The organism is Belliella pelovolcani (assembly GCF_900156785.1).
Classification (GTDB): Bacteria; Bacteroidota; Bacteroidia; order Cytophagales; family Cyclobacteriaceae; genus Belliella; species Belliella pelovolcani.
Map to the genome: position 1 here is coordinate 95,985 of NZ_FTOP01000002.1, position 23,157 is coordinate 119,141.

The window sequence follows — 23,157 nt, forward strand, 5'->3', positions numbered from 1 at the left end:
AATTATAGAGAGCCTTCAATCTAAACGGCTCAAAATAAATATAAATAAATCTGCGAAATCCGCGGAATCCGCGAGCCATTAATTTTAGATGTTAGATTTTAGATTTAGCCTCTTGCAATGCTTGACAAGATGCAGAAAGCAAAATAAGTTTAGATTTGAATTTTATCTAGTGTTCATCTGTGTCTATCTGTGGTAAAATAAATCTGCGAAATCCGCGGAATCCGCGAGCCATTAATTTTAGATCTTAGATTTTAGATTTGGGCTCTTACAAAGCTTGACATGGTACAGAAAGCATAATAGGTTTAGATTTGAATTTTACCTAGTGTTCATCTGTGTCTATCCGTGGTAAATTAAACTTGCAAGCAACATAAAACAACAAACTAACCTAATAAATGGAAAAAGAAATCATCTATTCAGCAGAAGCGCCTGCGCCAATTGGTCCATACAGTCAGGCCGTAAAAGCAGGCAACACCCTTTATGTTTCAGGTCAAATAGCTCTTGATGCTGATTCAGGAGAACTGATCAATGAAAACATTACCGAAGAAACACATGCTGTCATGAAAAACTTAGAAGCTGTACTTCGACAAGCAGGTTATGGTTTTGCTAATGTGGTCAAGTGCACCATCTTTATCAAAGATATGGGTCAATTCGGCACCATCAATGAAGCATACGGTCAGTACTTCAAGTCAAATCCCCCTGCAAGGGAAACCGTAGAGGTCAGCAGACTTCCCAAAGATGTCAATGTAGAAATTTCTTGCATTGCAGTGAAATAGGGGAAGAAAGGGGAAAGGTTAAAGGTACTATCAAGCTTTCCTCTTACTTTATATACCCCCTTTTACACCAGTAGCCATCTATAATATTGTATGCCGTTAATTTCAATCAGCTGTGGTCGGTAAACTGTGGACTATTGACGATTATTCGCATTGATACACGTGAAATATTTAAACATTGCTGTCATTGCGGATAATCATTTAAATTATTTTACAATCGCACGAAACATCTGTGTAAAGATAAAATAGTGTAAAGGCTTCACTAAATACCAATATACCCTCCCAAATGCGCCTTTAGGAATAAATTCTATTTTTTGAAAGAATCGATTGGCTTTAATTTCATAAGTTATCCACACTTTGCCTGGCAATTTCATTTCTGCCTGGAGCTTCAAATACTTGCGAGACTTATCCACACCTACAACCCTCCAAAAATCAACTTGATCTCCATTTCGTAATTCTCTAAATGGCCTACCTTTTCTATATCCAATTCCACCGAGCAACTTATCTACAGCTCCTCGGGTTTTCCAAAGTATGGTTCCATAGTACCAGCCTTGTTCTCCTCCGATAGCTTCAATTTTTTTCCAAACACTATCTTCCCGCCCCGATACATCGGCTTCCCATATTTCAATTAATGTGTATTCATAGGAATTCAAATTTTCCACAGTGTATAAATTAAAAACTAGCCGATCTAATAACTAACTTTGCCCTGACGAAGTTATGCTGCTATGCCCTTTTTCCCATCTCAAAGCGAAGTCTTGGTTTCTTCATTGCATAAAGATGAAGTCTTGGCCAACTTACAAGAAGTTACCAAACAAGTAAATTACCTGGATTATGACTTCAAGGGAGAAAAGCCTCATCAATTCAATGGCAGCATCACCAATGATCAATTCAGGCTATCTTTGGTCATTCAAAAAGCAGATAGTTTTCTCCCACTGATCAAAGGTCGAGTAGAAGAGACGCCAAAAGGTTCTATCCTTTTTCTGACCTATCGTCTATTTCCCAGCTCTTCCTTTTTCCTGGGATTTTGGAGTTTTGTATGCCTTGCATTAGTCTTCTTTTTCTTTTTTGTAGCTGAAAAACCCCTCTATGCTGCAGGCAGTTTGGTATTTGGACTGTTCAATTACAGTTTTGCTTGGCTTCATTTCAAAAGGAAAATCAAAATCTCTCAAGATATCTTCCATCAACTTCTCGACAAAAATCAACCGTAGCAATCAGCAAACTATAAGAGTAAATCCATCAATGGCTATGGATTATAAGCATCAGGTAGTAATTTAGCAGACTCAAAGTTAAAACATAAAAAAACCTATATACACATGAGCATCAGGATAGAAAAAGACACCATGGGGCCTGTAGAAGTCCCTGCTGACAAGTACTGGGGAGCACAAACCCAAAGATCTATCAACAATTTCAAGATTGGCGGGGAGAGAAACCGCATGCCAATCGAAATCATCAGAGCTTTTGCCATCCTGAAAAAGTCTGCAGCCTTAACCAATGCCGAACTTGGCGTATTGGCACAAGATAAAGCGGATATCATTGCCAAGGTCTGTGATGAAGTCCTAGCTGGTCAGCATGACGATCAATTCCCACTCGTCATTTGGCAGACAGGCTCTGGTACGCAGTCCAATATGAACTCCAACGAGGTGATTGCTTACAGAGCTCACGTATTATTGGGAGGTTCTTTGGAAGATGAAAAGAAAAAAATCCATCCGAATGATGATGTGAACAAATCTCAATCATCCAATGACACTTTTCCTACAGCCATGCACATCGCTGCTTACAAAATGATCGTAGAAACAACCATTCCAGGCATAGAAAAACTTAGAGATACCCTCCAAGCCAAGTCTGAACAATTTATGAATGTGGTCAAAATCGGTAGAACACACTTCATGGATGCTACTCCGCTGACTTTAGGGCAAGAGTTTTCTGGCTATGTGGCGCAATTGAATCATGGCTTGAGAGCATTGAAAAACACCCTTCCTCACCTCTCTGAATTAGCCCTTGGTGGTACGGCAGTAGGCACTGGGTTGAATACTCCAAAAGGCTATGCTGAACTTGTAGCCAAGAAAATCGCAGAATTTTCTGGTCAACCGCTAGTTACAGCACCAAATAAGTTTGAGGCATTGGCAGCACATGATGCCATCGTGGAAGCCCATGGAGCATTGAAGCAATTGGCAGTTAGCTTGATGAAAATCGCCAATGATATCAGAATGCTTTCCTCTGGTCCAAGATCCGGTATTGGAGAAATCTTAATTCCTGAAAATGAACCAGGTTCTTCCATCATGCCTGGAAAAGTGAACCCTACGCAAGTAGAGGCCATGACCATGGTCGCTGCACAAGTGATGGGTAATGATGTAGCCATTTCAGTAGGTGGCTCCAATGGTCACTTTGAATTGAATGTGTTCAAACCAATGATGATCGCCAATTTCCTTCAATCTGCAAGATTGCTAGGAGATGCCGCAGTATCATTCAATGACAACTGTGCCATTGGCATCGAACCGAACACGCCTTTCATCAAGCAACACTTAGAAAATTCTTTGATGTTAGTTACAGCTTTGAACCCACATATAGGTTATGAAAACGCTGCTGCTATTGCTAAGAAAGCACATAAGGAAGGAACTAGCCTCAGAGAAGCTGCTATTGCACTAGGATTATTGACTAGCGAGCAGTTTGACGAATGGGTGAAACCTGAAGACATGATTGGTAGTTTAAAATAAGTCAAATAACAAGCGGAAGCTCAGTCTCAAAATTGGGCTTCCTTTTCATTTTAAAATTAATCATATGAAGAAGTTTTTTATCAACATCTGCTTCGCAATCCTACTTTTTGGAGGAACAGCAACTGCAGCATTTGCTAAAGGGGAGACTACTACAAAAGATGTAGAAATAGCTCCAGAGGTAAAAGTCAGATTGGACGAAATTGAATCCAGAGTCAATGAAATCAAGGCCATGGATTTCACCGAACTTAGCAAAGAAGAAAGAAAGGAAATTCGATCGGAATTAAAAGAATTGAAGAAAGAAGCAAAAAGCAATGGCGGTGGACTTTATATCTCCACAGGTGCCTTGATTGTGATTCTTATTCTATTGATTATCCTTCTTTAATCTAACCCACAGGTTCTTTGTAAGGTTTTGTGTTGTTCGCATCAATACAAAAGATGGAGAACTGTGTTTTATAAAACCTTTGGGAACACTCGTTTCTCAAAGGTTTTGTTTTGATAAATAAACGATAAGATCAATAAAGTTTTTCAAAAGTCTGATTTTTTAGCATTTAGGCAACGTGAAGCGGCAATTTTCCAACGCTTTCGACTAATTTTAGATTCAAATCTATTGAATTATGCAAAAAGCAACGCTTATCATCCAATGCCCTGATCAGAAAGGAATCGTGGCAGTAGTTTCAGACTTTCTATATAAGCATCATGGCAATATTTTGGAAATTGACCAACATGTGGATCAAGAACTTGGACTATTTTTTATGCGAGCTTGCTGGGAGCTCGATAGTTTTGGATTGGATAAATCAGCCATTCAGGAAGTGTTTGAGCAAGAAATTGGGCTGAGGTTTAAAATGGATTTTCAGCTCTATTTCAATGATAGAAAGCCAAGGATGGCGATTTTTGTTTCCAAGCTTTCTCACTGTCTTTTTGATATATTGAGCAGGTACTATGCGGGACAGTTTGAGGTAGAGATTCCCTTGATCATTTCCAATCATCGGGATCTCAAGCGGGTGGTCGAAGCATTTAGAATTCCCTTTCATTATATACCCATGGATAAGGCAAACAAATCAGCCATTGAGGACAAGCAAATAGCCTTATTAGAAGAAAATCATGTTGATTTCATTGTCTTGGCTAGATACATGCAGATTCTCAGCGGAGACTTTATCAAAAAGTACCCCAACAGAATCATCAATATTCACCATTCATTCCTACCCGCTTTTGTAGGAGCAAAACCATACCATGCAGCATACCAACGTGGAGTGAAAATTATCGGAGCCACCGCACACTATGTCACAGAAGAACTCGATGCAGGGCCGATCATAGAGCAAGATGTGTCTCGGGTAAGGCACCACAATACCGTCGCTGACCTGGTACAGATGGGGCAAGACATAGAAAAAGTGGTGCTTTCAAAAGCCATCAAATACCACTTGGAGCACAAGGTCCATGCAATCGGCAATAAAACCGTCATCTTCTACTGATGGAACGCTTATGGAACGCGGATAACGCTGATCTTACTGATCTTCGCGGATGAATTTTGAATCATTAAATCCGTGACTATCCGCTCAATCCGTGTCATTCCGATAGTGATCGGAACAGGTCCTGTGGTCAATGGAACGCTGATTTTACGGATTTACGCAGATGATCTTTTGATTATTTCAACCCTATTTCTATTGTATTTCCACAATATTTCTATCGTATTTCAGTTTATTTCCAATATCCAATCATATCAACTTAATATCCATCAATATCAATTTCAATAATCCCCTTCCCAATCACCTTCCTATCCAACATATCCTGTAAAGCTTGAGGGGCTTGGTCTAAGGCATAGGTTTTATAAATGTGCTGGGAAATTTTTCCTGATTGAATCAGTTTTACAAGCTCCATGATATTCTGCTGGCTTTGCTTGGGTTCCTCTTTAGAGAATCTTCCCCAGAAAACCCCCATCACAGCACAACCCTTTAGCAGAGCGAGGTTGAAGGGTAAATTGGGGATTTCACCTCCCGCAAAGCCAACCACCAAATATCTTCCTTTCCAAGCTATCCCTCGCAAAGCTGGCTCCGCATACTTATCACCCACTACATCCAAGACTACATCTACCCCTTTGCCATCGGTAATGGACTTGATCCGCTCTTTGAGGTCTTCTTGTTCATAATTGATCAATTCGCTGGCTCCTTGGGAAGCACAGGCTTCAAGCTTTTCGGCTGTTGAAGCTGCGGCGATTACTTTAGCTCCCATGACTTTCCCCAATGCAACTGCCGCCAAACCCACACCTCCAGAAGCGCCCAGTACTAAAAGGGTCTCTCCAGTCTGTAAATTTGCCCTATCCTTCAAGGCATGATAAGCTGTCCCAAATGTGTACAATGTAGAAGCAGCGGTGATAAAGTCCATCTGAGGAGGAATAGGGAAAACCCGACCGGCCTCCACTTTCACCTTTTCTGCAAAACCTCCCCAGCCGCAAAGTGCCAAGACACGTTGCCCTACTTGTAGGTGCTTCACAGCACTTCCTACCTTTTCCACTATGCCTGACACTTCCCCTCCAGGAGAGAAAGGTAGCTCTGGTTTGAATTGGTATTTGTTCTGAATGATCAGCACATCAGGAAAATTCACTGCACAAGCGGCAACCTGAATCAGTACTTCTCCTTCGCTAATTTCAGGCTCGGGCACATCACTATAGGTCAATGATTCAGGTAGTCCGTGTTTTTGACAAAGTATCGCTTTCATAGATAAAAGTTTTGACTAAAATAGGCAATTCTTATTATATCCCGTAATTTTGAGGCATTGTGAAAATCAGCACTTTGACTGCATCAGGCATCAAAGTACCTGTTTTTGATCAGCCTTGTAGCTGCAAAAGTGTTTGACGAAGTATTAAAACCAAAACCCAAGTATGTCAGTAAAACAGTATATTCAAGACAATCAGGAGAAATTTCTGAGTGAACTTTTAGACTTACTGAGAATCCCATCGGTAAGTGCAGATCCCAAATTCAAAGATGATGTATTCGCTGCGGCGGAATTTGTGAGGGCAAGCTTAGAAAAAGCTGGTGCCGACAAAGTAGAACTTTGCCAGACTGCTGGATACCCTATTGTCTATGGAGAGAAAATCATCAATCCTGAACTGCCGACTGTTTTGGTCTATGGGCACTATGATGTGCAGCCTGCTGATCCCTATGAACTTTGGGATTCGCCTCCTTTTGAGCCAGTCATCAAAAAGACCGAAAGACATCCCGAGGGAGCCATCTTCGCCAGAGGTTCAGCCGATGATAAGGGACAGTTTTACATGCATGTCAAAGCCTTCGAAGCCATGATGGCCAATGAAGACCTGCCTTGCAACATCAAATTCATGATAGAAGGAGAAGAAGAAGTTGGCTCTGAGCACTTGGATATTTTTGTGAAAGAAAACAAGGAAAAGCTCAAAGCTGATGTGGTATTGGTATCTGATACACACATGATTTCTTTGGAAAACCCTTCCGTAACTGTAGGCTTGCGAGGACTTGCCTACATGCAGGTGGAAGTGACTGGTCCAAATAGAGACCTACACTCAGGAACTTACGGAGGAGCTGTGGCCAACCCGATCAACATCCTTTGCAAAATGATCGCTTCTCTTCAGGATGAGAATAACCACATTACCATCCCTGGCTTTTATGACAAAGTAGAAAATTACTCCGTTGACTATAGAAAAGCCCTGAATGATGCGCCATTTGATATAGAAGCTTATAAAAAGGAGCTTGATATCAATGAGGTACACGGAGAAGTGGGCTACTCCACCATCGAGCGTGTGGGTATCCGACCTACTTTGGACGTAAACGGCATCTGGGGAGGCTATACAGGAGAAGGCGCCAAGACAGTACTTCCTTCTAAAGCCTACGCTAAAATCTCCATGCGCTTGGTGCCCAACCAAGACCATAAGGAAATTGCTAAGCTTTTTGAAGCACATTTCAAAGCTATCGCACCAGATTCAGTGAAAGTGACAGTCACTCCACATCATGGAGGTCAAGCGGCAGTAGTCTCTACCGATACAGCTGGCTACAGAGCAGCTGACCTAGCGATACAAGAAGCCTTCGGCAAAAAAGCCATTCCTACTCGTGAAGGAGGTTCCATTCCAATTTGCTCGCTTTTCCAGCAAGAACTTGGGCTAGACCCTATTTTGCTAGGCTTTGGACTAGATACTGATGCGCTGCATTCGCCAAATGAACACTATGGCGTGAAAAACTACTACATGGGCATCGAAACCATCGCACTCTTCTTCAAACACTTCAAAAATGAAGCAAGCAAATAAGTTATAGTAAGCCTACTCCAAGTAAAACATGTTGTTTTGCTTGGAGTTTTGGTTTATCAGCTTAGCATTGGAACATTTCTCACTGAACTTTCCTCGCTATTTTTGCCTTTTTACATTCAGTTTAGCATTCAACTACGATCATGTCAAAATTTCTCAAATCTTCACTGATTTTATCCTTCCTTTTTCTTATTGGCACAGCTGCATTTGCACAGATGATTGCACCGCCTCGATGGAGCATTGAGTTGGCTACCAAAGACCTCAAAGTAGGAGACGAGGTGAAAATTACATTCAAAGCTCAAATTCCAAAGGACTGGTACATCTATTCCAATGATTTTGATCCAGAATTGGGTCCCATGCTGACCGAATTGAATCTGGATAAAGCAAAATCTAAAGGCTTTAGCCTAGTAGGTGGACTCAAAGCCATCAACCCAAAAAAGAAGTTTGACGAGGTTTGGGAAGGTGATGTTACTTATTTTGAAGTTTCGGGGACTTTCGAACAGTTGATCAAAATCACCGCAGAAGATATTGTCATTGATGGCTACCTAGGCTATCAAATGTGTACTGATGTGACTGGGCAATGCGTGCCTTTTGACGAAGACTTCAGCATCAAAGCCAAAGCAACAGCGACTCATGCATCAGTAGCTGAGGCAATATCCACAGAATCAAGCGAAACAGAAACAGTTGTTGCCGAAGAAAGCACAGTAGCTGAAGCAGCTGAAATTACTCCTACGCAAGAGGAGCGCTCTTACATAGACCTTGCAGCTGGCGAAGAGCAAGAAAGTCTTTGGGGCTTTATGATATTGGCGTTTTTGGCGGGGTTGGCTGCTTTGCTGACGCCATGTGTATTCCCGATGATTCCGATGACCGTGACCTTTTTCACAGGTCGCTCCAAATCCAGAGCCAAGGGAATCAAAAATGCCCTGATATATGGGATTTCCATCATCGGAATCTACACCATAGCTGGTACGGCTGTAGCAGCCATCCAAGGGCCAGAGTTTGCTAACTGGCTTTCTACCCATTGGGTACCCAATGTCTTTTTCTTCTTGGTATTTATCTTCTTTGCCTTCGCATTCCTAGGCATGTTTGAGCTTACCCTCCCAAGCAGTTTTGTCAATAAAATAGATGCTAAAGCGGATAAGGGTGGATTATCCGGAATTTTCTTTATGGCCTTTACCTTGGTATTGGTTTCCTTTTCTTGTACCGGCCCGATCGTAGGTTCTATCTTGATCAGTTCGGCAGGAGGAGCCTTGGTGAAGCCTATTTTGGGCATGTTTGCCTTCTCTTTGGCATTTGCGATTCCTTTCGCAATATTCGCCGTATTCCCAGAGTGGCTCAACTCCCTTCCTAAGTCAGGTGGTTGGCTGAATTCTGTGAAGGTGGTCCTGGGCTTCCTCGAACTCGCCTTGGCGTTCAAATTCCTCTCCGTAGCAGATCAGGTCTATCACTGGGGACTTTTGGATAGGGATATCTACATCGCCATTTGGGTTGTGATTTTTGCCTTATTGGGTTTCTATCTCCTTGGAAAGATTCGAACCAAACACGATTCACCCATGGACTACATCAGTGTGCCAAGGCTGATGTTAGCGATCAGCACCTTTGTCTTTGTGGTCTATCTGATTCCAGGCTTATGGGGCGCTCCGCTGAAGGCACTTAGTGGCTACTTGCCTCCGATGGCTACCCACGACTTCAATATCCTAGAAAATAGAAGTTTGAGCATGTCTGAAGTCAACACCCTAGATGACGTGCCGAAATATGCCGAGTTCTTACATTTCCCACATGGAATCCAAGGTTACTTCGACTATGACCAAGCCCTAGCTGCTGCTAAGCGAACAGGCAAACCGCTTTTTATCGATTTTACGGGTCATGGCTGTGTGAATTGTAGAGAAATGGAAGCCCGTGTATGGTCTGATGCACAGGTACTGAAGAGGCTCAATGAAGATTTTATCATGGTGGCCTTATATATCGACGAGCGCTTTGAATTGCCAGAGTCGGAGTGGTATGTATCGGAATATGATGGCAAGGAGAAAAAAACCATCGGCAAGCAAAACGCCGATTTTCAAATCACCCGCTTCAACAACAATGCGCAGCCCTACTATGTAATCCTAGACCACAATGAAGAACTCCTCGTCAGGCCCAAAGCCTACGATACCAATATCCAAAACTTCGTCAACTTCTTGGAAGAAGCAAAAGTGGAGTTTGGAAGGAGATGATTTAAATGATATTTGGATATTGAGATAATAGGATATTGTTGAGGTAGGGAAGAGGGTTTTGAATAGAATCATTATCTTTCAACATGCACGAGGAATTAGAATTTTACATAAAGGGCCTAAGTAGACTAAAGAGGGGTTCCACAAAGTTTGGTCAAGCTCCACATAAGCCTATTCTTCTTCTAACTTTAATTCAGCTGATTGAAGAAGGCGATGTGGTGAAAAATGAGTTTTATGTCGATGCTCTTCTCGTTGCTAAATTTCAAGAGGTTTGGGGTAATTACGTAGATACTTTACATCAGGCTGATTTTACTCAACCCTTTTATTACCTCCAAAATGATCAGTACAAGAAGAAACACTTTTGGTATTTAAAGCCTAAGGCTGGGTACTCTATAAACTCACATATTAAAAGTGTTTTTACATTATCTGATGTTTTGGAGTATGGTTATTTAGATCCAAGCCTCTTTCAACTTCTTCAAGACCCTACCAAAAGGGAGTTTTTAAAATCAAACTTGATCAATCAATATTTTCCAAATAAAGGTCTGAATTATCAAACTGGTGTAACAAGCTATATCAATCATATTGAAAGTGAAATTCTAAACGAGCCAATTGAACCTTACAAAAGAATTATCTCAACAAAAGAGGATGAAGTATATGTAAGAAATGGTATTTTCAAACGTGTAATTCCTAAAATTTATGAATCACAATGTAGCTTCACAGGAATGAAGTTAGTTTCGATGCATGGATATAGTTTGATAGATGCTTGCCATATTATTCCTTTCAGTGTTTCTCAAAATGATAAAGTTGAAAACGGAATAGCATTATGCCCAAATATTCACAGGGCATTTGATAGGGGACTTGTAAGCTTAGATCAAGACTACAAAATATTAGTTTCTGATCACTTTGAAGAAGATGCAGAAAACTCATATAGCATAAGAAAATTAAAAGGTAAAAAAGCTTTACTGCCTAGCAAAGCAAAATACCAACCCTCAAGAGATAATTTGGAATGGCATAGAAGTAATATTTTTAAGTCTTAAGAATTCCATCAACAACCTTCCCCATCCCGTAATCTATTACAGGTACTTTTAGTCATCACAATCTTTTAATTTAAATTGAGCGAACATAAAATTCCCAATTCTGCTGCCCTTATTGTTATTCCTGTTTTCAACTGCCTTTGCACAGCAAGTTCGACTAGATGCGGGGCTTAGAATTGGAACGACCTTTCATGATGGCTAGATAGGGTCTGGCAAGGTGCTTTTTACTTCCGCACTGACTTAAGAATTCACGTCGAGGTTTGTGTTTGGTTTAGATTTTCTTCTATGCAAAATATGACCTGATACGCATAACTAATCATCTCACTTCCTTTACAAACAAAAATGCCGCAGATTAGACCCTGCGGCATTTTTTGTTAATATCAATTGACTGTATGCACTTTCTCCAATAACCTCAGGCTATCGTATTCATGTTCACTCTTGATCAATACCTTATCAAACCAAGAAGTGCCTATTTTCATATACCACCTGAGAACCAAACTTCAGTTTTACTTATCAATTCAACCTCCTCAAATACCTGAAGAACTCAGAATCTGTGGAAAGCACTAGGCTGGTATTTTCGTCCATGGATTTTTCGAAACTCTCCATCGTTCTCAAGAACTTGTAGAGCTCTATGGATTGTCTGTTTTTGTTGTAGGCGGATGCGTAGATATTGGTAGCTTCTGCATCTGCACGACCCTTGATCTCTTCTGCTTCCTTGAAAGCTTCAGATTGAATCTGCGCCAAATCTCGCTCCTTGTTGCCTTCTATCACCCTAGCGCGACCTTGACCTTCAGAACGGAACTGATCGGCAATCCTATTTCTCTCAGAAATCATCCTGTCATATACGCGGTCTCTTACTTCGTCCACATAGTTCATGCGCTTGAATCTGAAATCAAGAATCCTTACACCGAGGTCAGTGGTTCTTTCATTGGCTTTTTCCAGAATGATCTTTTCGATCTTATCTCTACCGACGGAGATATCTTCGAGGATTTCGATTTCTTCCATAAAGTCCTCGGTGATTTCTGGATCTCTATTGCTAGACCTTACCAAGTCCAGCAAGTCATGACTGGCAATGGCATTTCTAGTCTCTCCATCCAAGATATCATCCAACCTAGACTGCGCTGAGCGCTCATCCCTCAATCGGATAAAGAACTGTAGGGGGTTGGTGATTTCCCATCTGGCATAAGTATCTACAAAGATGAATTTCTTATCCTTGGTAGGCACCTGATTCTTATCGCCGTCCCACTCTAGGTAGCGCTTGTCAAAAAACTGCACCTTGTGCAAAAACGGGGTCTTGAAATTGATGCCTGGAGAAGTTCTCGGCTCGCCAACTGGCTTACCAAACTGCGTGACGATGGCTTGCTGTGTTTCGTCTAGGATAAAATAACTATTGAAAAGCAGCACTGCCAAAATGGCTCCGATGACGAGGTATCCTATTCTATTTTTTTTCATTGTGTAGGTGCTTTAACTTTATCGATATTCAAAAGTGGCAATACATTATTACCTTTCTCATCCACGATGATCTTATTACCGATCTTAGGTAGGATGCGCTCCATGGTCTCTAGGTAGATTCTTTGCTTGGTTACTTCTGGCGCTTTGACATAAGCATCATAGAGGGCATTGAATCTCTCTGCCTCACCCATAGCCCTATTGACCCTGTTGAGTGCAAAAGCTTCTGCCAACTGAATGGTCTCCTCTGCTTCTCCTCTCGCCCTAGGGATGACTCTGTTGTATTCTGCTTCTGCTTGATTGATCAAAGTCTCTCTTTCTTGCTGCGCTTGATTGACCGCATTGAAGCTAGGCTTGACTGGCTCTGGTGGGTTGACATCCTGCAATACGACCTGATCGATGCGAATACCATTTTCGTATTCATCACACATGGCTTGCAAGAGCACTTCTACACTTGATGCTACCTCTTGCCTACCTACTGTGAGGACTTCATTGACCGTTCTGTCACCCACGATTTTTCTCATGGCAGACTCAGACATATCACGAAGCGTTTTTTCTGCATTTCTTACTCTGAAGAGAAACTTATACGAATCGGTGATTCTATACTGCACCACCCATTCCACATCGGTGAGGTTGAGGTCTCCCGTGAGCATCATACTCTCGTCACCAAAACCCGATTTGGCATAATCTGACCTTTGCGAAGAACTGGTAGTTCTGAATCCAAACTCCTGCTTCAGCTGTCGCTGTACAGGAATCTTGTGCATCTTCTCTATGCCAAAAGGCAACATAAAATTCAATCCCGGCTGCACTGTTCGGTTGTATTCGCCGAGCTGAATGACCACTCCTTCTTCTTCTGGACCTACCGTCCTGACACTTGATCCTAGCGCCACGATGACTATTAGTCCGACTACAATCTTGCCCAGATACTTTTTGATCCAGTCAGGATTGATGTTGATTTCATAATTTTTGTCTTCCATTGAATTTTATTATTTTTTGATCTCTGCTATTTTAAAAGGTGTTAAATATAATATTCATCATAGATTTTTAAGCGCCAAAGTCGGCTATATGTCTTTGATGATTGCTTCATCTTTAGTCATGATGTCCAATTAATTATTCGGTCAATCGCGAATAATTAAATTTCCAATACGTAAAATTGTCCACTTTCGGATATCAAAAAGCTTCTCTTTGCTAAGAATAAGGCAAATTTTCCTCAAAATGAAATATAATTTAAATGTATCCGCAAAAATGACTAGTAAATAAAATATATTGATATTAGTAGATATTGGATCCGCCACGGCGGACGAGTTATTCATTGATATTGGCTTGGAATCATAGGCTTATACCACTTTTTAGGTTCTACTGGCAAGAAAGCGGATATATATAAATCATAATAAATCAAAAGGAGATTACAAAAATCAAGAACAAGACCAGCCAAATCAAGTCCATGAAATGCCAGTATTTGGTAAAGAGCTCTATGCGCATTTTTTCAAATGGATTGGTCAACATGATCAGATGCTGTACTTGGTCTTTTTCCCGCTTGTTGTATTGCACCACCATGATCAAAGCAAATACCATCGCCCCAATCAGGTGAAAAATATGGATACCACTGAGCACATACAGGAAGCTCCCGCTCGGTAAGCCTCTGAAATCCACGCCCATTCCTGTGAGTTCTTTCCAGCCCATCAATTGAAGTGCGGTGAAAATCAGCCCCATAAAAAAAGTGCTCAAAAGGCTATTTTTGACTTTTTTGATAGATTCTTCCTTGAAATAAAGCAGCATTTTGGACACCGTGTAGCCTGAAAATAAGATTACCAAAGTGCTCAAAATAAAAGAGCGGGGCATCTTAAAGCCCAAACCATCCATCTGACCATAGCCCGAGGCTAAAAAAGCAACCGTCAAAAAAAGAAATATCAATCCGCTACCAAACATCCCCAAATACATCAGGGTCTGATAAGGATGCATACTTTCTATTTTTTGAAACCAGGTTTGCTGTTTTTGACTCATGGGTAATGTTGTACTTTGTTTCTAAACATTTTAAAAGGGCATAGGTTCAGGATTATACTTCACAAATTCAAAATAGTCTCTATAAGGAAGGAAACAAATCAATTTCCTAACTTGCCGACTCATTGAACACCGCAATTTCTAAGCATTTTGGATAAATCAGCATTTCTAAGCCTCTACGAAAAAGATCCTTTTGTACAGACTTTTTCAGAGAAATTAAAATACCGTAGAAACCGTCAATTTCAGTTAAAGGGGGTTTCAGGGAGTTTGGATATGGTGCTCTTCACGAGCCTATTCAAAAGCCTAGGCGGATTTCATCTCATCATAGCACATGATAAGGAAGAGGCGGCCTACCTCAACTCAGATCTGCAAGAGCTCCTTGGTAAAAAAGACACCTTACTCTTTCCCTCAAGCTACAAGCGCCCTTATCATTTTGAGGAGGTAGAAAATGCGAATATCCTACTCAGAGCAGAGATTCTCAACAAAATCTCAGAGAGGCAAGAAAAAAACGAAATCGTCATCACCTATGCGGAAGCACTTTACGAAAAAGTAATCAACAAGCGCTCCCTCAAAGAAAACACCTTTACGGCCAAGGTGGGAGAAAAGGTAGACATGGAGTTTATCGCGGAATTGCTGATGACCTATGATTTCGAAAAATCCGATTTCGTCTACGAGCCAGGACAGTTTTCTATTCGCGGCGGAATCTTGGATGTTTATTCATACGCCAATGATTTGCCCTACAGAATAGAGCTTTTTGGTCGGGAGATCGAAAGCATCAGAACTTTCGATCCAGAAACACAGCTTTCTGTTGACCCTATCCAATCCATCAGCATCATTCCCAATGTACAGACGCGATTGCTTCAGGAGGTGAGGCAATCATTTCTGGATTTTTTGCCCAATGACACGACTATCTGGTTCAAGGATTTTCAATTTACGCTAGATGTTTTGGATGAAAACTTTGAAAAAGCCAAAAGGCATTTTGAGCAGGAAGTGGACAAGTCTAAATCTGATAGGCTCCTACCCAAGCCAGAAGATTTGTTTGATGATGCTTCAAGCTTTCAGCAGCTCTGCCAGTCCTTTGTACAGGTAGAATTTGGACATAAGTTTTATGCCAAAGATGCTGAGGTGGTTACTTTTGACTCCCAGCCACAGCCTTCTTTCAATAAAAACTTTGATCTTCTGGTCGAAAACTTGGTCAGCAATGAAAAAAATGGCTGGGTGAATATCATTTGCTCCGAAAATGACAAGCAAATCAATCGATTGGATAATATTTTCCAAGAATTAGATCCCACACTGAAAACCCAATCTATGCTGATTGGCTTGCGAGAGGGATTTGTGGACAGGACTTTGCAGATCGCTTGCTACACGGATCATCAGATTTTTGAGCGCTTTCACAGGTACAAAACCAAGGCGCGCTCTAGCAAGTCCAAGGCACTGACGCTCAAAGAAATCAAATCCTTGCATCCTGGAGATTACGTGGTGCATATCGACTATGGCGTGGGAAGATTTGCGGGCTTGGAAAAAGTAAATGTCAATGGCAAACTACAAGAAGCTGTACGCTTAGTCTTCCGAGACGACGATTTGCTCTACGTCAATATTCACGCCTTGCATAAAATCTCCAAATATTCTGGTCAGGAAGGTACAGCCCCATCCATGTCCAAGCTTGGCTCTCCGGAATGGGACAATAAGAAAAAGAAGGTCAAGAGTAAAGTAAAAGACATCGCCAAGGACCTAATAGCCCTTTACGCCAAAAGAAGAAACGCACCAGGATTTCAATTTTCACCAGATTCCGTGCTACAAGTGGAATTGGAAAGTTCCTTTGTCTTTGAAGATACGCCAGACCAAGCTTCGGCTACAGCAGATGTGAAAACAGATATGGAAAAACCCTATCCTATGGATAGACTAGTCTGTGGAGATGTTGGATTTGGCAAAACAGAAGTAGCCATCCGTGCAGCCTTCAAGGCAGTCAACGATAGGAAGCAAGTAGCCATCTTGGTACCGACCACCATCCTTGCGATGCAGCATTATCAGACCTTCAAAGAAAGGCTAGAAGCATTCCCTGTAAAAGTGGATTACATCAATCGCTTTCGCACTGCCAAGGAAATCAAAGAAATCACCAAGCAGGTCACTTCAGGGGAAATCGACATACTCGTAGGTACCCATAGAATCGTCAACAAAGACATCAAATTCAAAAATTTGGGACTTTTGGTCATTGACGAGGAGCAGAAGTTTGGTGTAAAAGTCAAGGATCAACTCAAGGAAATGAAGCTAAATGTAGATGTATTGACATTGACGGCTACGCCTATTCCTAGAACTTTACACTTTTCATTGATGGGAGCGCGTGATTTGTCCGTGATTGCTACACCTCCACCCAATAGACAGCCGGTAACAACAGAAATTCATACTTTTGAAGAAGAGGTAATTCGTGATGCTGTAGCCTTTGAATTGAGGAGAGGAGGGCAAGTGTTTTTCGTTCACAACAGGGTCGGCGAAATCGACACCATTGCCAATACCATCATGCGTTTGGTACCAGATGCAAGGGTAGCTGGAGCCCATGGACAAATGGATGGCAAGACCTTGGAAAAAATCATGGTCAAATTCATCGAAGGTGAATTTGATGTGCTCGTCTCCACCAACATCATCGAATCAGGATTGGACATTCCAAATGCCAATACCATCATCATCAATCGTGCACACATGTTTGGTTTGAGTGACCTGCATCAGATGCGTGGTCGAGTAGGAAGAAGCAACAAGAAGGCTTTTTGTTACCTCTTGACTACCCCAACTACAGGCCTGACTTCTGAGGCAAGAAAGCGCTTGCAAACTTTAGAAGAGTTTTCAGACTTGGGTGATGGCTTCAAAGTCGCCATGCGAGATTTGGATATCAGAGGAGCCGGCAACTTGCTCGGCGCAGAGCAAAGTGGATTTATTACAGATTTGGGCTTCGACATGTATCATAAAATTCTGGATGAAGCCGTACAGGAATTGAAGGAAAATGAATTTGCAGCACTCTTCGAGGTAGACCTCAAAGAGAAGGTAGAGATCTTGGTACAGGATTGTGTGATTGAGACAGACATGGAGCTTTTGATCCCAGAAGAATATGTAAGCAATATATCGGAAAGACTGAGCCTCTACTCCAAGCTAGACAATATCAAAAAGGAGGATGAACTTCAGGCCTATATCAAGACGATTCAAGATCGATTTGGTCCAATTCCAGAGGTAGTCAATGACCTCTTCGAAACTGTGAGGCTACGCTGGATGGCGGAGCAGTTAGGTTTTGAGAAATTGATCTTAAAAAATGAAAGCATGAAATGTTTCTTTGTCCCATCAACCAAAGAGCAGTATTTCAAATCCGAGACCTTCGGACAGGTCTTGCAATATGTATCTTCCCAGCCTAAGCATTGTAAAATGAAGGAGTACAAAAACCGTTTGATCCTCACAATCAGCGGAGTGAAGACCATTCAGCGGGCCAAACAATGGCTAAATGAGATGAAAATCAAAAAAAGTTAAAAAATTTTGATAAGCTTAAATTTGCCTCTTTGTAGACAAATTTTGTATCATATTGCTAAAATCCACAAATTTCAGCCTTTTGGATTGGCAAAAGAGAAAAAATAATATTGTGATAAGATATTATACATTATATATTAGCGTTCTATTTGTGCACAAAAAACACTAAATGTTTATGGTTTTTGGAAAAAATAAATTCGGATTGGTCGCTACCGCATTGCTTTTTGTGGCGGTAAGTATCCTTTCTTCTTGTAACAAAACCCCTGGTTATGGAAGAAGAACTGCGGCTAAACCTGGTAAAGTAAGTGCGACTACAGGTGCGCAATTCAGCTTTGACGCGAATGACAGCACCAATTTTGTAGTCACCAGAATGGCAAAGCAAATCGTCGGACCCAACCTGAAATATATCCAAGGTGGTCGTGCGGTACTTGGTTCTCAAGAGCAAGATATCATGGCTTTCCGTGACAATGTAGAGCGTACAGTGACGATCGCTTCTTTCTACATGGACGAAACCGAAATCACAAACAATGACTACAAGGAATTTTTGTTCAATATGCGCAAAGCCGTAAGTGCAGACTCTGTAGGCAAGCTAGAGCCCTCCGATCGCGTATGGGAAGGTGCCATGTCTTACAATGATGTCTATGACACTTACTATTTCAGATTCCCTGGTTTCAACTTCTATCCTGTAGCAGGTGTGACTTGGTCTCAAGCCAACGCTTATACCAAATGGAGAACCCAATATGTAAATGAACTGATGCGCCAAAAGCAAGGCATAGACAGTACGCTGACCAAAAACCAATTGATCGAAAGAGGTGTAGCTATGCCAGAGTATAGACTACCAAGTGAAGCCGAATGGGAATATGCTGCAAAAGCGATGATCGGTACTCAGTACATGGACGAGAATCAGGAATATGGCAGAATCTATCCTTGGGATGGTAGAGGTGTCAGAAACCCTTACAACATCAAGAGAAAAGGGAAGCAAGGAGATATGCTTGCTAACTTCAAAAGAGGTAGAGGTGACTACGCAGGTATCGCAGGTGGTATCTCCAATGATGGAGACATCATCCCAACCAACGTATACGATTACCCGCCAAATGATTTCGGTCTGTATAACATGGCTGGTAACATGAACGAATGGGTACAGGATGTCTATAGACCACTTTCGTATACAGATTTTGATGATTTGAACCCACTGAGAAAAGATGGTATCTTCGATGAAGCCAAAGATTACGGTACTACTTTGATCGATGACAATTACAGAGTGTATAAAGGTGGTTCTTGGAGAGATGTTGCCTATTGGTTATCTCCAGGTACGAGAAGATTTATGCATCAAGACTCAGCAACCAACCACATCGGATTCAGATGTGCGATGATTTCGGTAGGTGCTGTAGGAAAATAAGAAGACTTAGATTTAATTCACAAAAGGAGCCAATTGGCTCCTTTTTTATTTTCTAAGCCCCAGATATGACCGCTCATATCATGTAGGGCAATCCAAGTCAAAAAAAATAGCTAAACTGTACTTTAAGCTGTAAATTTCTATAATTAAACGAACTAATGCTATGCTATATTCACTACGAAAAACGCTAAGTGCATCACTGATAGTTTGTCTGGCCTGGTTGGTTACCAACCCACAGGCAAATGCCCAAAATGCACTTACTTATCAAACCCCACCAAAAGAAATCGCTGACTTGGTAAAGGCTCCTTCTACGCCTTCTGTCAGCTTCAGTAGAACAGGCGACTTTATGTTGCTTTTGGAGCGCTCTGGCAACCCATCCATTGAGGACTTGGCTCAACCTGAGCTAAGAATCGCCGGTATGCGAATCAACCCAGCTACCAATGGCCCGAGCCGTTCTGGTGCTGTGGAGAATGTAAAAATCAAAATGACCAAATCAGGCGAGGAATTCCAAATCAAGGGACTTCCTGCCAATGCAAGATTGGGTGGATTCTCAGTAAGCAAAGATGAAAAATATGCTGCTGTGACCAACACCACCAATACTGGTATCAGTCTATGGGTAGTTGACTTGACTACTTATGAAGCAAAAAAATTAACTGACGAGATTGTAAACGATGTCATGGGTGGAACCCTTAGCTGGACTCCTGACAATAAAATCTTGTTGAAAGCGATCAACCCAAATAGAGGTCAGATGCCTAAGGCTCCGCTTGCTCCCGTAGGGCCAACCGTTCAGGAGACTTCTGGAAATGCTGCTCCTTCTAGAACATATCAAGATTTGTTGGCTAATCCACATGATGAAGCTTTGTTTGCATACTTCATGGATTCACAGCTGATGATGATCGACCTAGATGGAAAAGCAACACCATTCGGTAAGCCAGGCATGTTCAAATCTGTCAGTGTTTCTCCTGATGGTAATTATGTCATGGTAGATATCATCCAAAGACCTTTCTCTTACTTAGTTCCTGCTTCAAGATTCCCTTACAATGTAGAAGTATGGGACAGAACTGGTAAAAATGTAAAAACCATGGCTGAATTGCCATTGGATGAGGTAAGACCTACGGGATTTGATGCTACTGTAACAGGTCCGAGATCCATCAACTGGAGAGCTGACAAGCCTGCTACACTTTACTGGGTAGAAACTCAAGATGGTGGTGACGGTAGAGTTGCCATGGAGGAAAGAGACATTGTCTATACTTTGGACGCACCTTTTACTGCTCAAAGAACAAAACTGGTAAGTACACCATACAGATATGGCGGCATTTCTTGGTCTGATGACAACTTTGCGCTTTTCAACGAAAGATGGTCTGCGACTAGAAAGCAAATCGTCAGAGTAATCAATCCTTCAAAGCCAGGTGATAACGGCAGAATCATCATCGAGAGATCTTCTGATGACATCTACAATGATCCAGGAAGTCCACTTTTCGTCACCAACGAATACGGTAGATCTGTAATACAAAGAAAAGGAGATGAAATCTTCATGACAAGTGAAGGCGGCTCTCCAGAGGGTAGTATGCCTTACCTTTCTACTTTCAATGCCAAAACCAAGACAGAGAAAATCCTTTGGAGATCTCAGGCACCTTACTACGAGAGAGTAGTGAAAGTATTGAATGACAATGCTACTGAATTTGTAACTGTAAAAGAGAGTACTGACATTCAGCCAAACTACTGGTTAGTAAACACCAGAAGAAGAGTAGCGCCTATCCAAATCACCAACTTTGACAACCCTTACGAGTCAATCAAAGGTATCAATAAGCAATTGGTGAAATACAAGAGAAACGATGGGCTAGACCTATCAGCTGTACTTTACACGCCAGAAGGCTATGACCCTGCACGAGATGGCCGTCTTCCTGTGTTGATGTGGGCATATCCTAGAGAGTATAAGTCTGCAGAAGTAGCGGCACAAGTAAGAGGTTCTCAATATAGATTCACCAGACTGAGCTGGGGTTCTCCACTTTACTGGGTAACTCAAGGCTACGCCATCATGGATCAGACAGAGATGCCTATCGTGGGTGAGGGTGACCTAGAGCCAAATGATTTCTTCTTGGAGCAATTGGTGGCTAATGCTGAAGCTGCTATCGATTATGTGGTAGAGTCAGGTGTAGGTGACAGAAATAGAATAGGTGTAGGTGGACACTCTTATGGTGCGTTCATGACTGCTAACTTGCTGTCACACTCTAATCTATTTGCAGCTGGTATCGCAAGATCAGGTGCTTACAACAGAACTTTGACGCCTTTTGGATTCCAGTACGAGCAGAGAACTTTCTGGGAAGCTCCAGATGTGTACTTCAACATGGCTCCATTCATGCATGCAGACAAAGTAAAAACACCAATCCTATTGATCCATGGTGAAGCAGACAACAACTCTGGTACTTTCCCTATACAGTCTGAGCGTTACTACAATGCATTGAAAGGTCACGGAGCAACTACTAGATTGGTATTCTTACCTCACGAATCACATGGCTATGCAGCTGAAGAGTCTATTCTTCACACCCTTTGGGAGCAGCATCAGTGGTTAGAAAAATATGTGAAAAACAGGAAATAAACCCTTGTAATGATTATTCAAAAAGCCTTCATGAAAATGGAGGCTTTTTTTGTTTAATCCTCAATACTCAAAAAAATTAATATGATTATCCACAATGACACCAGTAATTCAATAAAACGAAAGAATCAAGCGGATAATCGTCGACTGATGACGGTCGACCGTCGACAACAGCTGAGTTTTAGGTATGAGCCTAATAAAATATGGTTACTGGTGTGAAAGCGGATATACATATAAATTATTCAAAAAGGAGAACAAAAATGATGAAATTAGACTTAATTCTCTAAGATGGATATTACGATAGAAACTACAGTAGCGCAAGATTACTTGCAAGTTAAGGAAGGATTTGATGAAACCTTGTTTACCAAATTGAGCCCTCCATTTCCACCTGTCAAATTACTTCGATTCGATGGTTCTAAGACTGGAGACTTGGTGACGCTAGAATTGAATTTTATCTTTTTCAAACAAAAATGGACTTCCGAGATCACTGATGATCAGACCGATGAGCAGGAGTTTTTTTTCATAGATGAAGGAGTCGTCTTACCATTTTTCCTCAAAAAGTGGAAACACAAGCACCGAATCATCAAAGCAAAAAATGGCAGTATCATCAGAGACGAAATCAGCTATGAAGGTCCATTTGGATTGATGACCTTATTGCTTTATCCAGCACTCTACTTGCAGTTTTTGTATCGCAAGCCGATATATAAGAAGATTTTTGGCAAATAATTAATATTGCAAATTGTCACAATCCTGAATCTGACAATCTCCATAGAGTACCAAGGAATGGCTTGTGATGGCAGATTGAAACTCCCTACCCATGGCTTCCTTGATCAAATTGAGACGCTCGTCTGAAAACTCACGGATTTTTCTACACTGATTACATACATGATGGTCATGATGCTTGTAAGTCAAAGCCTGTTCGTACAGCGCCACTTTATCTTTGAACTGATGCTTGACAGCCAATCCACACTCTACCAAGAGGTCAAGAGTATTGTAAATCGTCGCACGACTGATAGAGTAACCTTTATTTCGCATCAAGAGAAAAAGTCCCTCTACATCTATATGTTCGTCTTGAGGTAGGGCATAAAGTTCATCGATGACAGAAAATCGTTCAGGGGTCTTTCTACTGCCCTGACGCAACAAGAAGTTTTCAAATATTTTTTTTGCTTTTTCTACTACCGACTTTTCTGCCATGACTCTATCTATCTAAAAAACTAAG

Annotated in this window: 18 protein-coding genes; 12 read left to right on the forward strand and 6 right to left on the reverse strand. The window is 41.5% G+C overall.

Annotated features, from left to right (window positions below):
- Positions 1-392: 392 nt before the first annotated feature.
- Positions 393-773, forward strand: coding sequence for a RidA family protein (locus BW935_RS02555; RefSeq protein WP_076498323.1), 381 nt, complete (start codon positions 393-395; stop codon positions 771-773).
- 203 nt (positions 774-976) lie between these two features.
- Here the strand turns inward: BW935_RS02555 and BW935_RS02560 are convergent, their stop codons facing one another.
- Positions 977-1,432, reverse strand: a complete 456-nt coding sequence (locus BW935_RS02560) for a DUF2867 domain-containing protein (protein WP_076498325.1) — start codon at positions 1,430-1,432, stop codon at positions 977-979.
- 63 nt (positions 1,433-1,495) lie between these two features.
- Here BW935_RS02560 and BW935_RS02565 point away from each other — a divergent pair, with 63 nt between their 5' ends.
- The 4 genes from BW935_RS02565 (at position 1,496) to purU (ending at position 4,953) form a co-directional block, all read left to right on the forward strand.
- Positions 1,496-1,978: a hypothetical protein gene (locus BW935_RS02565; RefSeq protein WP_076498326.1), complete on the forward strand. Its 483-nt coding sequence runs from the start codon at positions 1,496-1,498 to the stop codon at positions 1,976-1,978.
- Between the two features lie 105 nt (positions 1,979-2,083).
- On the forward strand, positions 2,084-3,484 hold the full coding sequence (fumC, locus tag BW935_RS02570; RefSeq protein ID WP_076498328.1) for a class II fumarate hydratase: 1,401 nt from the start codon (positions 2,084-2,086) through the stop codon (positions 3,482-3,484).
- Positions 3,485-3,548: 64 nt separating this feature from the next.
- A complete protein-coding gene (locus BW935_RS02575; protein ID WP_076498329.1) occupies positions 3,549-3,866 on the forward strand; it encodes a hypothetical protein in 318 nt (105 codons plus the stop codon).
- Positions 3,867-4,098: 232 nt separating this feature from the next.
- The gene (purU, locus tag BW935_RS02580; RefSeq protein ID WP_076498331.1) at positions 4,099-4,953 is read left to right on the forward strand and encodes a formyltetrahydrofolate deformylase; all 855 of its coding nucleotides are present in this window, start codon (positions 4,099-4,101) and stop codon (positions 4,951-4,953) included.
- Positions 4,954-5,206: 253 nt separating this feature from the next.
- On the opposite strand, the gene BW935_RS02585 is transcribed toward purU, so the two are convergent.
- On the reverse strand, positions 5,207-6,196 hold the full coding sequence (locus tag BW935_RS02585; RefSeq protein ID WP_076498332.1) for an NADPH:quinone oxidoreductase family protein: 990 nt from the start codon (positions 6,194-6,196) through the stop codon (positions 5,207-5,209).
- Positions 6,197-6,359: 163 nt separating this feature from the next.
- Between BW935_RS02585 and BW935_RS02590 the strand changes: the two genes are divergently transcribed.
- The 3 genes from BW935_RS02590 to BW935_RS02600 all read left to right on the forward strand — a co-directional run bounded on the left by BW935_RS02590 (position 6,360) and on the right by BW935_RS02600 (position 10,992).
- Entirely contained in the window at positions 6,360-7,748 is a 1,389-nt protein-coding gene (locus BW935_RS02590; protein WP_076498334.1) for a dipeptidase, read from the forward strand.
- Between the two features lie 140 nt (positions 7,749-7,888).
- On the forward strand, positions 7,889-9,958 hold the full coding sequence (locus BW935_RS02595) for a protein-disulfide reductase DsbD family protein (RefSeq protein ID WP_076498335.1): 2,070 nt from the start codon (positions 7,889-7,891) through the stop codon (positions 9,956-9,958).
- 83 nt (positions 9,959-10,041) lie between these two features.
- Positions 10,042-10,992 (forward strand): HNH endonuclease, encoded by a 951-nt coding sequence (locus BW935_RS02600; protein WP_076498337.1) that lies wholly within the window; start codon positions 10,042-10,044, stop codon positions 10,990-10,992.
- A gap of 510 nt (positions 10,993-11,502) precedes the next feature.
- Here BW935_RS02600 and hflC read toward each other — a convergent pair.
- The 3 genes from hflC to BW935_RS02615 all read right to left on the reverse strand — a co-directional run bounded on the left by hflC (position 11,503) and on the right by BW935_RS02615 (position 14,442).
- On the reverse strand, positions 11,503-12,441 hold the full coding sequence (hflC, locus tag BW935_RS02605) for a protease modulator HflC (protein WP_076498338.1): 939 nt from the start codon (positions 12,439-12,441) through the stop codon (positions 11,503-11,505).
- Positions 12,438-13,415, reverse strand: a complete 978-nt coding sequence (hflK, locus tag BW935_RS02610; protein WP_076498340.1) for an FtsH protease activity modulator HflK — start codon at positions 13,413-13,415, stop codon at positions 12,438-12,440. Before hflK ends, hflC begins: the two co-directional genes overlap by 4 nt.
- Before the next feature lie 418 nt (positions 13,416-13,833).
- Complete coding sequence (locus BW935_RS02615) at positions 13,834-14,442, reverse strand: cytochrome c oxidase subunit 3 (protein ID WP_076498341.1); 609 nt, start codon at positions 14,440-14,442, stop codon at positions 13,834-13,836.
- A 147-nt stretch (positions 14,443-14,589) separates the two neighbouring features.
- On the opposite strand from BW935_RS02615, the gene mfd reads away from it, so the two are divergent.
- From mfd to BW935_RS02635, 4 genes are all read left to right on the forward strand, one after another.
- The gene (mfd, locus tag BW935_RS02620) at positions 14,590-17,949 is read left to right on the forward strand and encodes a transcription-repair coupling factor (RefSeq protein WP_076498343.1); all 3,360 of its coding nucleotides are present in this window, start codon (positions 14,590-14,592) and stop codon (positions 17,947-17,949) included.
- Between the two features lie 172 nt (positions 17,950-18,121).
- Positions 18,122-19,345, forward strand: coding sequence for a gliding motility lipoprotein GldJ (gldJ, locus tag BW935_RS02625; RefSeq protein WP_076498344.1), 1,224 nt, complete (start codon positions 18,122-18,124; stop codon positions 19,343-19,345).
- A gap of 160 nt (positions 19,346-19,505) precedes the next feature.
- Positions 19,506-21,941, forward strand: coding sequence for an alpha/beta hydrolase family protein (locus tag BW935_RS02630; RefSeq protein WP_076498346.1), 2,436 nt, complete (start codon positions 19,506-19,508; stop codon positions 21,939-21,941).
- Positions 21,942-22,226: 285 nt separating this feature from the next.
- Positions 22,227-22,664 carry an SRPBCC family protein gene (locus BW935_RS02635; protein WP_076498347.1) on the forward strand — a complete coding sequence of 146 codons (438 nt, stop codon included), beginning with the start codon at positions 22,227-22,229 and terminating at the stop codon, positions 22,662-22,664.
- On the opposite strand, the gene BW935_RS02640 is transcribed toward BW935_RS02635, so the two are convergent.
- Positions 22,665-23,132, reverse strand: coding sequence for a Fur family transcriptional regulator (locus BW935_RS02640; RefSeq protein ID WP_076498349.1), 468 nt, complete (start codon positions 23,130-23,132; stop codon positions 22,665-22,667).
- Between the last annotated feature and the right edge of the window lie 25 nt (positions 23,133-23,157).

What these genes read in the sequence shown, in the direction of transcription:
- BW935_RS02555 (WP_076498323.1), top strand. Translation starts at nt 393, where the DNA reads ATGGAAAAAGAAATCATCTATTCAGCAGAAGCGCCTGCGCCAATTGGT.
- BW935_RS02565 (WP_076498326.1), top strand. Translation starts at nt 1,496, where the DNA reads ATGCCCTTTTTCCCATCTCAAAGCGAAGTCTTGGTTTCTTCATTGCAT.
- fumC (WP_076498328.1), top strand. Translation starts at nt 2,084, where the DNA reads ATGAGCATCAGGATAGAAAAAGACACCATGGGGCCTGTAGAAGTCCCT.
- BW935_RS02575 (WP_076498329.1), top strand. Translation starts at nt 3,549, where the DNA reads ATGAAGAAGTTTTTTATCAACATCTGCTTCGCAATCCTACTTTTTGGA.
- purU (WP_076498331.1), top strand. Translation starts at nt 4,099, where the DNA reads ATGCAAAAAGCAACGCTTATCATCCAATGCCCTGATCAGAAAGGAATC.
- BW935_RS02585 (WP_076498332.1), bottom strand. Translation starts at nt 6,196, where the DNA reads ATGAAAGCGATACTTTGTCAAAAACACGGACTACCTGAATCATTGACC.
- BW935_RS02590 (WP_076498334.1), top strand. Translation starts at nt 6,360, where the DNA reads ATGTCAGTAAAACAGTATATTCAAGACAATCAGGAGAAATTTCTGAGT.
- BW935_RS02595 (WP_076498335.1), top strand. Translation starts at nt 7,889, where the DNA reads ATGTCAAAATTTCTCAAATCTTCACTGATTTTATCCTTCCTTTTTCTT.
- BW935_RS02600 (WP_076498337.1), top strand. Translation starts at nt 10,042, where the DNA reads ATGCACGAGGAATTAGAATTTTACATAAAGGGCCTAAGTAGACTAAAG.
- hflC (WP_076498338.1), bottom strand. Translation starts at nt 12,441, where the DNA reads ATGAAAAAAAATAGAATAGGATACCTCGTCATCGGAGCCATTTTGGCA.
- hflK (WP_076498340.1), bottom strand. Translation starts at nt 13,415, where the DNA reads ATGGAAGACAAAAATTATGAAATCAACATCAATCCTGACTGGATCAAA.
- BW935_RS02615 (WP_076498341.1), bottom strand. Translation starts at nt 14,442, where the DNA reads ATGAGTCAAAAACAGCAAACCTGGTTTCAAAAAATAGAAAGTATGCAT.
- gldJ (WP_076498344.1), top strand. Translation starts at nt 18,122, where the DNA reads ATGGTTTTTGGAAAAAATAAATTCGGATTGGTCGCTACCGCATTGCTT.
- BW935_RS02630 (WP_076498346.1), top strand. Translation starts at nt 19,506, where the DNA reads ATGCTATATTCACTACGAAAAACGCTAAGTGCATCACTGATAGTTTGT.
- BW935_RS02635 (WP_076498347.1), top strand. Translation starts at nt 22,227, where the DNA reads ATGGATATTACGATAGAAACTACAGTAGCGCAAGATTACTTGCAAGTT.
- BW935_RS02640 (WP_076498349.1), bottom strand. Translation starts at nt 23,132, where the DNA reads ATGGCAGAAAAGTCGGTAGTAGAAAAAGCAAAAAAAATATTTGAAAAC.